At 66.3% G+C, this 13,402-nt stretch carries 15 protein-coding genes; 9 read left to right on the top strand and 6 right to left on the bottom strand.

Annotated features, from left to right (window positions below; translation table 11 throughout):
- The first annotated feature begins 49 nt into the window (after nucleotides 1–49).
- From J4709_RS13340 to J4709_RS13330, 3 genes are all read left to right on the top strand, one after another.
- Nucleotides 50–1,936: an AIPR family protein gene (locus J4709_RS13340; RefSeq protein WP_208240726.1), complete on the top strand. Its 1,887-nt coding sequence runs from the start codon at nucleotides 50–52 to the stop codon at nucleotides 1,934–1,936.
- Between the two features lie 586 nt (nucleotides 1,937–2,522).
- A complete protein-coding gene (locus J4709_RS13335; RefSeq protein WP_208240724.1) occupies nucleotides 2,523–3,119 on the top strand; it encodes a DUF6879 family protein in 597 nt (198 codons plus the stop codon).
- Nucleotides 3,120–3,184: 65 nt separating this feature from the next.
- Complete coding sequence (locus J4709_RS13330) at nucleotides 3,185–3,781, top strand: DUF6082 family protein (protein ID WP_208240722.1); 597 nt, start codon at nucleotides 3,185–3,187, stop codon at nucleotides 3,779–3,781.
- Here J4709_RS13330 and J4709_RS13325 read toward each other — a convergent pair.
- On the bottom strand, nucleotides 3,765–4,019 hold the full coding sequence (locus J4709_RS13325) for a hypothetical protein (protein WP_208240720.1): 255 nt from the start codon (nucleotides 4,017–4,019) through the stop codon (nucleotides 3,765–3,767). The genes J4709_RS13330 and J4709_RS13325 overlap by 17 nt on opposite strands.
- On the bottom strand, nucleotides 4,016–4,150 hold the full coding sequence (locus tag J4709_RS54680) for a hypothetical protein (protein ID WP_269757179.1): 135 nt from the start codon (nucleotides 4,148–4,150) through the stop codon (nucleotides 4,016–4,018). Before J4709_RS54680 ends, J4709_RS13325 begins: the two co-directional genes overlap by 4 nt.
- A 235-nt stretch (nucleotides 4,151–4,385) precedes the next feature.
- Between J4709_RS54680 and J4709_RS13320 the strand changes: the two genes are divergently transcribed.
- From J4709_RS13320 to J4709_RS13310, 3 genes are all read left to right on the top strand, one after another.
- Nucleotides 4,386–5,198, top strand: a complete 813-nt coding sequence (locus J4709_RS13320; protein ID WP_208240718.1) for a helix-turn-helix domain-containing protein — start codon at nucleotides 4,386–4,388, stop codon at nucleotides 5,196–5,198.
- The gene (locus J4709_RS13315) at nucleotides 5,195–5,401 is read left to right on the top strand and encodes a DUF397 domain-containing protein (RefSeq protein ID WP_208240716.1); all 207 of its coding nucleotides are present in this window, start codon (nucleotides 5,195–5,197) and stop codon (nucleotides 5,399–5,401) included. The genes J4709_RS13320 and J4709_RS13315 overlap by 4 nt, the downstream gene beginning before the upstream one ends.
- Nucleotides 5,402–5,515: 114 nt before the next feature.
- Nucleotides 5,516–5,848, top strand: a complete 333-nt coding sequence (locus J4709_RS13310; protein WP_208240713.1) for a GNAT family N-acetyltransferase — start codon at nucleotides 5,516–5,518, stop codon at nucleotides 5,846–5,848.
- Between the two features lie 101 nt (nucleotides 5,849–5,949).
- Here J4709_RS13310 and J4709_RS13305 read toward each other — a convergent pair whose 3' ends face one another.
- A complete protein-coding gene (locus J4709_RS13305; RefSeq protein ID WP_208240711.1) occupies nucleotides 5,950–6,360 on the bottom strand; it encodes a hypothetical protein in 411 nt (136 codons plus the stop codon).
- Nucleotides 6,361–6,373: 13 nt separating this feature from the next.
- Nucleotides 6,374–7,000 (bottom strand): hypothetical protein, encoded by a 627-nt coding sequence (locus J4709_RS13300; protein WP_208240709.1) that lies wholly within the window; start codon nucleotides 6,998–7,000, stop codon nucleotides 6,374–6,376.
- Between the two features lie 278 nt (nucleotides 7,001–7,278).
- Between J4709_RS13300 and J4709_RS13295 the strand changes: the two genes are divergently transcribed.
- Nucleotides 7,279–10,401: a type I restriction endonuclease subunit R gene (locus J4709_RS13295; RefSeq protein ID WP_208240707.1), complete on the top strand. Its 3,123-nt coding sequence runs from the start codon at nucleotides 7,279–7,281 to the stop codon at nucleotides 10,399–10,401.
- 58 nt (nucleotides 10,402–10,459) lie between these two features.
- Nucleotides 10,460–12,079, top strand: a complete 1,620-nt coding sequence (locus tag J4709_RS13290) for a serine/threonine-protein kinase (protein ID WP_208240703.1) — start codon at nucleotides 10,460–10,462, stop codon at nucleotides 12,077–12,079.
- A gap of 51 nt (nucleotides 12,080–12,130) precedes the next feature.
- On the opposite strand, the gene J4709_RS13285 is transcribed toward J4709_RS13290, so the two are convergent.
- Together J4709_RS13285 and J4709_RS13280 are read right to left on the bottom strand one after the other, a co-directional pair.
- On the bottom strand, nucleotides 12,131–12,577 hold the full coding sequence (locus tag J4709_RS13285; protein ID WP_208240701.1) for an alpha/beta fold hydrolase: 447 nt from the start codon (nucleotides 12,575–12,577) through the stop codon (nucleotides 12,131–12,133).
- Nucleotides 12,531–12,704 (bottom strand): hypothetical protein, encoded by a 174-nt coding sequence (locus J4709_RS13280; RefSeq protein WP_208240699.1) that lies wholly within the window; start codon nucleotides 12,702–12,704, stop codon nucleotides 12,531–12,533. The genes J4709_RS13285 and J4709_RS13280 overlap by 47 nt, the downstream gene beginning before the upstream one ends.
- Before the next feature lie 222 nt (nucleotides 12,705–12,926).
- Here J4709_RS13280 and J4709_RS13275 point away from each other — a divergent pair, with 222 nt between their 5' ends.
- Nucleotides 12,927–13,400, top strand: a complete 474-nt coding sequence (locus J4709_RS13275; protein ID WP_208240697.1) for a GNAT family N-acetyltransferase — start codon at nucleotides 12,927–12,929, stop codon at nucleotides 13,398–13,400.
- The last annotated feature ends 2 nt before the right edge of the window (nucleotides 13,401–13,402 follow it).

Here is a 13,402-nt window from a genome sequence, read left to right as displayed (position 1 = left end):
ATGCTTCAGTTCGAGGCTGGTGAGCGGGTACGGGAGGCTGGGGGCGGATATGAGCTCGGCGCAACGTAGTGGCGGTATTCCTACTCAGGTTCAGCATGTGCGGCAGGCGTTGCTCCGGGACTACGACGGCCTCATCTATTCCGACGACCTCAAAGGGTATCAGGAAAGCGCCAAAGAGCAGAGGTTCCTGTCTCGGGCATTAACGGCCTCGGCGGTGCGGCTCGTGACGGGGTGCGGTCATGAGGAGGCTGGCAGGGCCGTCATAGACGGCGAGGACGACCAAGGCATCGATGGCGTTGCTGTGGACGAGAGTTCCCGTGACGTCTGGCTCTTCCAAGCCAAGTGGAGTGATGCGGGCACGGGGAAGCTGGACCAGGGCGCAGCCCTCAAGTTGATCGAAGGGCTGCGACTCATAGAGCGGCGGGAAATCGAAGGCAACTTCAACTATCGGATCGACCAGTTCAAGGGGCAACTTGACGTTGCGATGGGTGATGCACGCCTGCGCATCACACTCGTCATAGCGTTGATGGGTCCGGCCAAGCTGTCGGATGCAGTGACGAGAGTTCTCGACCGGGCATGCAGGGATTTCAACAGCCAGGGGCCAATGCTCACCTACCGGGTGATCGGTGGTGTCGAGTTTCATCAGCAGTTGCGGCAGGATCTGGCGCCGGCGCCGATCGATGTCGAAGCGACGATGTCTGGGTGGTTCAAGAAGGAGACACCGTTCAGGGCATGGCAAGGGATGGTTGCGGTCCGCGATGTGGCCCAGTGGTACGCCGATCACGGGGATGGGCTGTACGAGCAGAACGTCCGGAACTCCCTGGGTCTGACTCCCACCAACTCGGGCATCGAAGAGACGCTGCTCAACGAGCCTGAGAATTTCTGCTACTTCAACAACGGCATCACAGTGCTGTGCGACAGTATCGAGCCGCAATGGCCGAGGGGACGCCAGGCGGGCGAGCCGGTCAGGCTGAGGTTGAACGGCGTGAGCGTGGCAAATGGTATCCAGACCATCTCAGCCATCCATAACGTTATGAAGAAGGACGCGAACGCGGCTGGCAAGGCGCTCGTGACCGTCCGCGCGCTTTCGCTCGGCAAGGATCGCTCTACTTTTGCGAAGCGGATCACGGAAACGATCAACACGCATAATGACGTCTCGCAGCGAGAGTTCGTCGCGCTCGACACCGCACAGGCAGAGATCCGCGAGGACTTCCTGCTGTCGCTTTGGAAGACCTACGTCTACAAAAAGGGTGAGCCGGACCCGTCGCCGGACGCTGGCTGCTCGGTCGAGCATGCGGCGCTTGCGTTGGCCTGTGCTCACCAGTCGCCCGAGTTGGTCGTGCGCGCCCGTCAGCGGACGGATTCTCTTTGGGAGCGCGGAACAACCGGGTCCTACCCTCGCCTGTTCGGTGAGGTGCCGTCGGCCTATCGGATCTGGCGGCTCGTCCTGGCCTGGCGCTCAGTCGGCACGGTCTTGGAGCAAAGGCGCAATGAGCTTCAAGGGCGCGCTGCCAGCATGGCTCGATGGGGCGACTTGTTCATCGCCCATCTTGTCTTCCAACTGCTTGATTTGGAAGGGATCGACAAGCACGGCTTCGACGAGGAGTCCCTCCTCTCGAGCATTCCAGATGCGGTGGACGAAGTCCTGTCGCGGCTCATTCACTACGTCGACAGCGAATATGGTCCGAATTCGTTCCTCTTGGCAATATTCACCGACGAAGTCAAATGCCGGAACATTGCAAATCTGGTGGTTAGGGATGCCCGGTGCGGCGAACCCGCTCCGGGCCTTGCAGATAAATATAGGCCAAAACGCAAAGCGCTTGCACAGTGGCGATCGAACAAAGTTCTCACTCCGGTCGCCGTAGATGCGATTGCCGATAGCCTTAAGTATTTCATTCGAATGGTAATTATTGCAGAACTGGTTCGGGGAAAGTAGCTGTTGTGTGGACGGGCGACTAAATTATGTGCCTTCCATGGGCTGTGGCGGAGGCGATCCTCTTGGCTGGCCTTGCCGTCAAGACCTGGAAACTCGCAGGCTGTGACCGTTCGCCCGTTTCCGCACAGGGCCCCAGGCGCTGGTGGTTGAACGAGCACAAGTCGCGTTGGGACCTGGCTGTTAAGGTGTGGGAGAAGGGCGAGGGCGACTGAGGCCGACCTGGGCTGTTGAACGCGCGCTGGGCGGCTGGGGCGTGGGTCGGACCGCGCGCTTCTGTAAGGGGCGCGGGGTTCGGTTCGGTAGGGCAGCGCTGATCGGTGAGGACGTTACCGAAAGCCGCATGACCTGTCGGGATCAGGCGGGTCAAGTTGGGATGACCGCCTGCGGAACGCGGCGAAACGACATCTGCGAGCGGATCTCCCGATATTCTGGCGCTCGATGACGGATCTTTCGCTGTCATCGGGGTCGATATTACAGATCGACTCGGCTTGAACCCGCTTAAAGATGCGCGTTGTGCGCCGAACGAGCGCAGAGTTTAAATCACGCGCGCTACCCTGACTGTCGCGAAGAAGGACATCCCGGACGCATGATGCATCGACCGCCCGCGTGGGCCCTGGACGGCGGCGAACGCGTTTCGCTGGAGGAATTCCAACGGACGTTCGGTGAGGCATGGCGACGGATCGGCCGGCGATTTCTCAAGGTCGAGTGCTGGCAGTCGTACCAGGAGGCCGATGGGGTGCGGTCGCAGGAGGCGTTCCAGAAGGGAGACGTCGACCTGGCCCGGCGTCTCCTGGAGGAAGAGGCGAAAGATGATCAGCCGCTCTACGACGAGGTGAAGGCGCGAGGGCTGGAGTTCACCCGTGTGCGGCTGGTGACTCCGCCGCTCACCGACTACCTCCGCTACGAGATGATCAACTACGAGATCCGCAGCCGTCTCGGGGAGAACGTCGAGTTCATCGTGCCGCCGTCCCCGGTGGAGGACTACTTCGACTTCCTGCTCTTTGACGCCGACATCGCTCTCATCCACGACTATGGAGACGGGCCCGTCGGCTACCAGGTCGGCGGCTGGATCACGCGCGTTCCAGCAACGCTGGGGGCGCTCGCGAACATCGTTGACGAACTGCGTGCCGAGGGTACGCCGGTGACGGAGGCCGAGTTCTCCCCGGATGCCTCCGGTCGTTAGGCGTTCGGGAGTTCCAATGGTCGAGCATGCCGATGCCTATGAACCAAGGCGATAGACATCTCCGAGTGGGCCTCGCCGTCGCGGCGGGGCTCGTCTTGGTGCTTGCGTGCGTTCTGGTCCCGCTCTTCCTGCTGCTGCGGCTCGATCACGACGAGCTGTCCCGGTGGTCGGACATCGGTCAAGCCCTCGGCCCGGTCGCGGTCTTCTTCTCGGGCGTCGCGTTCATCGGCATCACCGCGGCTCTCCTCATGCAGGGCCGTGAGCTGCGGAACCAGCGGGAGGAACTGACGATCGCCCGCGAGGAGCAGCAGCGCAGCAGCGAGCTGGCGATGCGCGAGCTTCACACCGATCTGATCAAGATGGCCATCGACGATCCCGAGCTTCGTTCCGTCTGGCCGGCGCCGGCCCCTGGTCATGAGACCTCTCGCAAGGATCATTACTGCAATCTGATTCTCAATCTGCAGAAGGTGGCCTACGAGACGCACACGATCGATCTGCCTGAGCTTCGCGGAGCCCTCCGCTTTCTCATGACGAGCCCGGACATGCGGGCCTTCTGGTCGCGGACTCGTTCAGCCCATGTGACCATCACGGAAAGCGATGGCCCGGAAGAGGTCTTCACGGCCGAGGTGGACGCTGCGTACGCGGCTACGATCGCTCCATGACCGGTGTCCGGCGATCGCGCCTCGGCGAAGTGCGCTCGGGTGCTCGTCCTCCGAGGGTGCGGTGATAGGAGCGGTGAGAGTCGGGCCGTCCCGATCGGTTCGGTTTGGGATCGGGCAGGCCGCGATGCTTGCCGACGTAGCCGTTGTCGGCGAAGGCCATGCTGACGAAGAGGACGAACATCCAGGCGGCGAACAGCGCGATGAGCGTGACGCCGGTGATCGCGAGCGCGAAGATCACAGGGAGTCCTCGATCTTGCGCTGTTCGGCGAGGGCCTCGCTGAGCAGGTCGTAGGTGTCCTCGACGAGGGTGGCGCACAGGCCGTAGTAGATCTCCTTCTCGGTGAGCGGGCGGCCAAGGCGGGTCGCCACGAGGCACGCCATTGCCGGGGGCCGGCGGATGTGCCACGCCGGGTACTGCTCCTGAAGGCGTGCTCGTTCTTGTTCGTTCATTGACGGCGCTTCCCTGTGCTTCGGTCGGTGTTCTGTCGGACGAGCGTGGCAGGGTGTGGTTACGCTCAGCCATGACTCGACTACTCCCCTTCGAGCACCCCGACCAGACGGCATGACCCCCCGAACCGGCGGGCCGACACCCGGGAGACACCCGATGGCACCCACGCGTGACTGCACCCCGTCCGTCCACCAGGAGACGTTCGTCAGCGAGATGCGTGCGAGGCGCGAGGCGGCCAAGCTCTCCCGCAACAAGCTCGCCGCGGCGCTCGGCTGCACCCCGCAGTGGCTCGCCAAGGTCGAGGCCTATGAGAAGCCGCCGTCCGAGGGGCTCGCCGACGACCTCGACACCTACTTCCAGGCGGGTGGCATGTTCCGCCGTACCTGGGAGAGACATGTGGTGGCCCGGAAGCGCGGCCTGATTCCGAGCGGCTTCCGCCCGCTCGCTGAGGCAGAGCCCGACGCGACGCACATCAGCATCTACGAGCCCCTGCTGGTCACTGGCCTGCTGCAGACTGAGGAATATGCGCGCTTCGTCCTTGGGGCAGGTATGCGCGCGGACAAGGTCGATGAGTTGGTTGCCATCCGCATGGAGCGGCAGGCGATTCTGCAGAGGCTCGAACCGCCTTGGTTGTTCGTGCTCATTCGGGAGGCGGTGATACGCGATATCAGGTCTGAGTTTCGGGTCGAGCAGTGCAAGCGCCTATTGGATGTGATGGAGCATCCGAAGCTTGCGATACAGATCATCCCGGCGGACGCGGCCGTCTTCCAGCCGTGTGGTTTCCAGGTGCTGGGGTTTAAACAGGCCCCAGACGTTGCGTACGTGGACGGAGTGGGTCGCCACGGTCAGATACTCACAGAACCGAGTGACGTTCAGGAACTTGGCATATTGTTCGATGTGATCAGGACTGCCGCACTGTCGGCGGCTGAGTCCCAGTGCATGGTTCGTACGATCATGGAGAACACGTGAGCACAGTCGATCTGTCGTCCGCGGACTGGCGGAAGAGTTCTCGCAGTGACAGCGAGGGCGGAGCGTGCGTCGAGGTGGCCGGGGTGGCGGTGGGGGTGGCGGTCCGGGATTCGAAGGATCCTGAGGGGCCGAAGCTGGCGTTCGGGGGCGGGGCGTTCGGGGCGCTGATGAGCGACATCCGCGCGGGCCGGTACGACAAGTAGGCGCGGACGGGCCGGGCGGCGTGGAGGCGCCCGGTCCGGAGATCGCCGAGTTCCTGGACAGCATGTCCGACAGATGCGGTCCATCACGCCTCTACAGAGCAGCACGCTCTCGACGTGGCCGAACGCCGCAAGCCTGGCGTCACGTTCTGGTCGGTGGTGGACGGCGGCGCCGTCGTGGGCTGCGGAGCCGTCAAGCGGCTGCACGCGTCGCACGCGGAGCTGAAGTCGATGCGGACGTCCACGGCGCGCAAGCGGAGCGGCATCGCGTCGCGGCTGCCCGGGCACATCATCGCCGCGGCCGAGCGTATGGGCTTCACGCGGCTGAGTTTGGAGACCGGTTCGGACGACTTCTTCCTTCCGGCAGGGAGGCTCTACGAGAAGTTCGGCTTCTCGACTACTGAGAACCTTTCGCCGCCTACGTCCCGGACCGGGACAGCGTCTTCATGACGAGGTCGCTGGGGCCGGGAGCCGGCGTATGAGTCCGCGCCGCGCCGCTCCGGAAGCACGTGGTGGCCGGCGGCCTCGCCTGCGGGGCCGCGAGGCCGCCTCTAACCTCTGTGATCGCTGAAGAACGCCGCGAGCTCGGGGAACGCGCGTTCCTTCCGGCCGGGATCGCCGGAGGGGCATAGCCACCACAGTGCGCCGTCTTCCAACGCCAGCCGGCGGGGATGTGAGTGCCCGGGGCACGGGGGCCGGGCCTCACTCCACGCGAAGGATGTCTCGGACATGAAATCCTGAAGCTCCTGGAACAGGTAGTCCACGATTTCTACGAGATCGGTCGAGCCGTCCCACAGCGAGATGTAGCGGAAACTCGCCTGGTCTTCGGTGAAGAAGATTTCGACGGTTACGCCGTCGCGGCCATCGGAGAGCCGGACTTCTCGTAGTTCGCTCTCCTTCACCAGAGCAGGAACCACTGCGGCCAACGCCGTCAGCACTCGAGATTTCAGCCCCGTGCCCATCGCACCTCCACTGTTAGGGAAGGGTCACCACATGTCCGCCGATGTTGATGTCGGCCTGGCCGACCTGCCCGGCCACGTACACGGTGAACTGGAACTCGTCGGCGTAGTCGAGGATGTCGTTGTCGTGCAGCGGCTTCATCGTGCCATGGAACCAGTACCACGGCACTTCGACATGGGGCGCGTTCTTCTGTACCGGTCCGTCGTTCACCTGGTAGGTCATGCCCCACTCGTCCACCTGGCTGACCGCGATGGCGAGCAGGTCCGTGCTGATCCTGTATCCCCAGTTCACCGTGCTGTAGGGGCGGTTGTACCTGATGTTGAACGTTCCGTTCGCGTCGGAGAACTCGTAGTCTCCCTGGGATCCGTGAATCGGCTGCGCCGGCGGATCGAGCTTGGGGGTCGCCACGCCTCCCGGGCTGGACGCGATCTTGGCGAGTAGCTTCTTGGCCTCCGCTTTCGTCTGGTCATTCGCGTGCGGGAACTTCAGGGTCAGCCTGCCGTACTTCGTCTTGATTCCGGTGCTGTAAGCATCCCCTGCGCGGCTCGTGCCGGCGTCGCCTTGCGCGGCGAGCGCATACCCCGGCGTGACGCAGATGGTGGCCACGACGACCGCCCCGCCGACCAGATGACTGAATTTCATTCGACGCTCCGTAGCTGGAAGCGATGATCTAGGACCGCTTGATCATCGAAGGCGTGGAGCCGGAAACGCAAGCACCCGGAGGCGTGCTGGCCGATATGGGTCAGGTAAGTCAAATTCTTTGTCAGAAATCAGATGAATGACGACTGCTCTGTCATGCACAAAGAACAAGGCAGAGAGTGTTAGCGTCGCAAACAGCTGTTAGCTGTCGACGGATAGCTCACGAGGACGCTAGGATGTCCGGCGTCGGGAGTCTCGGTGGTCGGCGAGTTGGAGCGGCGATGGCGAAGGTGTACGGGGAGAGGACGTTCGAGGACGCCGTCGAGAGTGCATTGATCGCCCATGGGTGGTCGGCAGGCGAACCGGGGAACTACGACCGGGGCCTGGCGCTCGACACTGCGGAACTCGCGGTGTTCATCGGGCGGACGCAGGCCCGGGAGTGGGAGCGGCTCCGGACCGCCTACGGGGAGGACCCGGCCGGGCCTTTCGCGCGGCTGGTGGCGAAGGAGATCGACGCGCGGGGCGCGCTCGACGTGCTGCGGCGCGGCGTCAAGGACAAGGGCGTCCGGTTCCGGCTCGCCTGCTTCCGGCCCGCGCACACGCTCGCCGCTGGCGCCCTCGACGAGTACCGCGCGAACCGGCTCACCGTGACGCGGCAACTGCACTTCTCGGCGGACGACCCGGCCCAGTCCGTCGACCTGGCGTTCTTCGTCAACGGGATCCCGGTGGCGTCGGCGGAACTGAAGAACGCGGCGACAGGGCAGACGGTCGCGGACGCCCGCGCCCAGTACCGTCGCCGCGACCCCAAGTGCCTGTTCTTCGCGCGGCGTACCCTCGTCCACTTCGCGGTCGACACCGACCTCGTGTTCCTCACGACAAGGCTCGCGGGCAACAGGACCCGGTTCCTGCCGTTCAACGAGGGGTCCAACGGGCCGGGCAGGGCCGGAACCGCGGGCAACCCGCCGGTGGGGGAGTCCGGTTACCAGACGTCCTACCTGTGGGAGCGGGTGCTCCAGCGTGACAATTTCCTAGAGTTGCTCCAGCAGTACCTGCACGTGGAGGACGCCGACGCGAAGGCGGGCAAGGCGCCGTCCTTCAAGCCGTACGCGGCGCACACCCAGCCGCTGATCTTCCCGAGGTACCACCAGTGGGACGCGGTGAAGTCGCTGGTCGCCGACGCGCGTGAGAAGGGCACCGGGGAGAACTACCTGATCGAGCACTCCGCCGGGTCCGGAAAGTCCAACACCATCGCCTGGCTGGCGCACCGGCTGTCCACGCTGCACGACGACGCGAACGAGCCCGTGTTCGACAAGGTCATCGTGCTGACCGACCGGCTCGTCCTGGACAAGCAGCTGCAGGACACCATCTACCAGTTCGAGCAGGTCCAGGGTGTGGTGGAGCGGATCGAGAGCGACTCCCGGCAGCTCGCGGACGCGCTCTCCGGCGCCCGTGCCCGGATCGTCATCACCACGCAGCAGAAGTTCCCGCACGTCCTGGACAAGGTGCGGGACCTGTCGAAGCGCAAGTACGCGATCATCATCGACGAAGCGCACTCCTCGCAGGGCGGCGAGGACAACGCCGCGCTGAAGAAGGCCCTCGGGTCCCGGACGGTGGACGAGTCCGGCGACCCGCTGACGTCGGCGGCGCTGGCGCGGGGGCGGCAGCCGAACCTGTCGGTGTTCGCGTTCACCGCGACGCCGAAGAAGAAGACCCTCGACCTGTTCGGCCGGTACGGCCCGGAGGAGAAGAAGAACAAGCCCGTCCACGTCTACTCGATGCGGCAGGCCATCGACGAGGGCTTCATCCTCGACGTCCTGCGCAACTACGTCACCTACGCGACCTACTTCAAGCTGTCGAAGGCGGCCGCGGACGCCGCCGAGCGGATGGTCGACCCGCGCAAGGCGAAGGCGCAGGTCGTCCGGCAGGCGCTGTGGTCGGAGGCGGCCACCGCGCTCCGCGCCAAGATCATCGTTGATCACTTCCGGTCGCACACCGCGCCCCGGCTCGGCGGCCGGGCGAAGGCGATGGTGGTGACGCCGCTGCGCGCCGACGCGCTCGAGCTCTACCAGGCGATCCGAACCTACGTGGACGAGCGCGGATTCACCGACTGCGGCGCCCTCGTCGCGTTCTCCGGGACACTGAGGCTGGAGGACGACGGCCCCGAGTACACCGAGCCGAAGCTCAACGGCTTCCCCGAGCGGGAGCTCCCGCAGCGGTTCGGCTACACGCGGGCCGACGACAAGCGCGCCAGGACGGTCCCGAAACCCGAGTACCGCATCCTCGTCGCCGCCGACAAGTACCAGACCGGGTTCGACCAGCCGCTGCTGACCACGATGTACGTCGCGAAGCCCCTCGCGGGCGTCGCCGCCGTCCAGACGCTGTCGCGCCTGAACCGCACCCACCCGGGCAAGACCCAGGAAGACCTCTTCGTGATGGACTTCGTCAACAAGGCGGACGACATCCTCGCGGCGTTCCAGCCGTTCTACGAGACGACGATCAGCGAGCCGACCGACCCCGACCTGCTGTACGCCAAGGAGCGGGAGGTCCACGCCTACCGGCTGCTCGTCGAGTCGGAGATGCGGTCGTTCTTCGAGGCGCTCGCCGTCGAACGCGCGAAGGCCGCCGACGAGCGAGAGCTGGTCAAGGCGCACGGGAAGCTGTACCGGTGGCTGCAGCCGGCCGTCGACCGGTTCACCGCGCTCGCCGCCGAGGAACCCGACAAGGCCGAGCTGTTCCGTGGCGCGCTGCGCGATTACGTGCGCGCCTACGGCTGGCTCTCCCAGGTCATCGGCTACAACGACGACGAGCTGCACCTGCTGTACGAGTACGGCCGGTTCCTGCTGAACAAGCTGCCGCCGCGGGGCCAGGACCCCGCCGTCGACGTCGGTGAGGTGGAGCCGAGCCACCTGCGGATGCAACAGTCCGGCGAGCCCGAGATGGAACTGAAGGCCGACGGCGACCAGGTGGTCTCCGGGCTGTTCCCGGGAGAGACCGGCCCGTCCGCCGACCCCGAGGAGCTGACCCTCGCCGAGCTGATCGACCAGGTCAACGACCAGTACGGCGCCGACCTGTCCACCGCCGACAAGATCATCGTCGGGCAGTTCGCGGTCGCCATCGCCGAGGACCCCCAACTCGCCGCGATCGCGCTGAACAACTCGCGGGAGGTGTTCGAGCGGGAGGTCGAGAAGGACGCCGACCGCATCATGATCGGCCAGGCCGCGTCCAACGACGAGCTGCTCGTCCGCTACTTCGACGACGAGAACGTCAACCGGCTGTTCAAGCAGGTCGCCAAGCAGCAGGCGTACGGCATGATCCGGCGGCCGGTGCGGCGGGAGGCCGAACGCCGCGCCGCCGCCGAACGGGCCGCCGAGATCCGCCGGACCCGCGGGGGCGCTTCGGGATAGTTTGAGGCTCCCCGCAGATCGGCCCGCACACCCGTCCGCGCACGGAAGGACATCCGCGATGGGAGACGCCGACGAGCCGGGCGGCCGGCTGGTCGCCGGACGCTACCGGCTCCGCCGCCCCCTCGGCTCCGGCGGTATGGGCGAGGTCTGGGAGGCCTACGACGAACCCCTCGGCGGCCGCCGCGTCGTGATCAAGATGATGCTCGACGAGCGCCCGACCTCGCACTGGCCGGCCGGCGAAGGCTTGGAGACGCGCCGCGAACGCTTCCTGCGCGAGGTCCGCACGACCGCCGCCATCGAGCACCTCGGCGTCCCCGCCGTCTTCGACGCCGGGGTCGACCCCGCCGAGGGACGACTGTTCATCGCCATGCAGTACCTGCACGGGCGGGAACTGCAGACCCTCGTCGACGAAACCGACCACGACGAGGACCCGCTCTCGGTCGCGCGCGCGGCCGCGATCGGTGCGCAGATCGCCTCCGTCCTCGACGAGGTGCATCGGCACGACGTCGTCCACCGTGACATCAAGCCCTCCAACCTGATGCTGACGCCCGGCGGCATCGTCAAGGTGCTGGACTTCGGGGTCGCGTCGCTGCTCGGCTCCGGCGACAACCCGCGCCTCACCCAAGTGGGGATGACCGTCGGCACACCGCCCTACATGTCGACCGAGCAGGTGCTCGGCAACGCGGTCGGGCCGACGTCCGACGTCTACGCGCTCGCCTGCGTGCTCTATGAGGTGCTGACGGGACGGCCGCCATTCGCCGAGTCGGCATCCCGGTCGCACCAGTGGCACCACGTCCGCTCCGATCCACCGCTGATCACGGCAATGAGGCCAGACGTCCCCTCAGACCTCAAGGACCTCCTTCTGGCGATGCTGGCGAAGGAACCTGAGGACCGTCCCGACGCGGCGAGCGTGTACGAGGCGCTGCTGCCCCACGCATTCGGGCCCGCGAAGGACGGGTTCCCCGCGGACATCACCGACCTGGACCCGTGCCTGCCGTTCCTCCGGCCGCTCGGCGGCGGCCTGCGCCGGCGGCGCGGCCCCGGTGGCGCGACGAGCGCGGCGACACCGAGTCCGTCCGCCCCGCAGCCCGGACCCGCGATCACCGAACGGGACGTGGAGGAGATCGCCGAACGCGTCGAGAACCTGCTGAAACGCGAACTGTTCGTCGAGGCGTTCGACCTGCTCGACGAGGCCAGGCAACGCGCCGCCGACCCCGACCTGGCCGGCGAACTGGAGTTCCGGCTCGCCACGGCCAAGTACATCGCGGGCAACTTCACCGAGGCCGCCGCGCTGTTCACGCAAGTGGGCGGCCGCATCGCCGCCCGGTACGGTTCCGACGACCCGGACGCGCAGGCCGCCCGCTACTACGTCGCGCAGTGCCGCAGCGAACTCGGCGATGTCAGCGGCGCCGTCGCCGCCTTCCTTGAGGTCGCGGACGCGCCGTTCGACCCGTCCGACGGGGAGGCCGTCGACCGGCACCTGGACTCGCTCGCCTCGCTCATGCGGTTGCACGCCGTCATGCGGGACCGCGAGCGGCTCGCGGACGCGGCGACGCGCATGCGGGGGGCGATTCTGGCTTACCGCCCGGACGAGTCGGCGGCGCTGCTGGCCGATCTGGACGCATTCATGCACCGCCTCGCCCAGTACCTGGATGGCGGGGACGCGGCGCAGCCGTAGGAGTGAAGCCGTGGACCGGCAGAGACCTGCGGACGTTTCACCCGGAGCGGGTCAGGCGAGGGTGTCGAGGAAGGGCTTGACGGCGGCGGCGAAGCCGTCGGGGTCGGTGGCGTGGACGAAGTGGTCCCCGTCGAGTTCGGTGAGCCTCGTGTCGGCGCGCCGGGCGACGATCTCCTTGCCGTCCTCAGGGGTGAGGACCTGGCTGTTGCGGGCGAGCACGAGCAGGGCGGGGCAGGTGGTGGCGGTCCAGTCGGCCCAGTGGTCGCCGTGCGTCCCCTGCTCTGAGGTGATGGTGTCCTGCGGGTGGAACGGCAGGCGCCAGCCGCCGTCCGGGACGGGGCGCAGCTTGTCGCCGATCATCGGGGCCAGCGGGCCGATGGCGTCCAGGAGCGCTCGGCGGTCGGGGGCGGTGTAGGGCATCGACAGCACGAACGACAGGGCGCTGGGGCCGTCATCGAGATCGCAGACCGGGCCTTCGACATTGACGATGGCCGGCACGCGCCTCGTAGAGGTGGCCGTGCAGGGCCGGCAGCGGCCGGCCGGGCCCGCCGAAGTCCAGGTAGGAGAGCCGGCGGCCATCGATGTGAAGCTCGCCGCGGATCTCGGTGACGCTGGTGCCGTTCATGCTCGAACCTCTTTCGGGTGTCCGTCCCGATGAACAGCACTCTGTTCGCACCTGCTGGCCACCGGCGCACCGGCCACTGAGCGTCCCCTCTTCGACTGGTGCGCGGGTTTCACCTGTGGCGTTCTCTGGGACCCTGCTCGTGGTGGTGGTGGTGGTGGCGGTGGCGGTGGCGGTGGTTAGGGTGGCGTATGTCCTGGTGCGGGCTGATCGGTGGGGTGCGTGATGAGGATCGTTGTCGACGACCTGTCGGGTCCGGAGATCGCGGAGTTCCTGGAGGAGCACGTCCGGCAGATGCGGTCCATCACGCCGCTGGAGAGCAAGCACGCCCTCGACCTCGATGCGCTTCGCCGGCCGGACGTCACGTTCTGGTCGGTGATGGACGGCGGTGACGTCGTGGGTTGCGGGGCCATCAAGCGGCTGGACGCGTCGCACGCGGAACTGAAGTCGATGCGCACGTCGACGGTGCGCAAGCGGAGCGGCATCGCGTCGCGGCTGCTCGGGCACATCATCGCCGAGGCCGAGCGCATGGGCTTCACCCGGCTGAGCCTGGAGACCGGCTCGGACGACTTCTTCCTCCCGGCCAGGAGGCTCTACGAGAAGTACGGCTTCGAGTACTGCGAGCCCTTCGAGGAGTACCGCCCGGACCGGAACAGCGTCTTCATGACAAGAGCGCTGGGGCCGGCAACCGGCGCCTGAGG

The organism is Actinomadura violacea (assembly GCF_017573465.1).
Lineage (GTDB): Bacteria > Actinomycetota > Actinomycetes > Streptosporangiales > Streptosporangiaceae > Spirillospora > Spirillospora violacea.
Note: the sequence above shows the minus strand (reverse complement) of the source record. Positions and strands in the feature narration are given on the sequence as shown.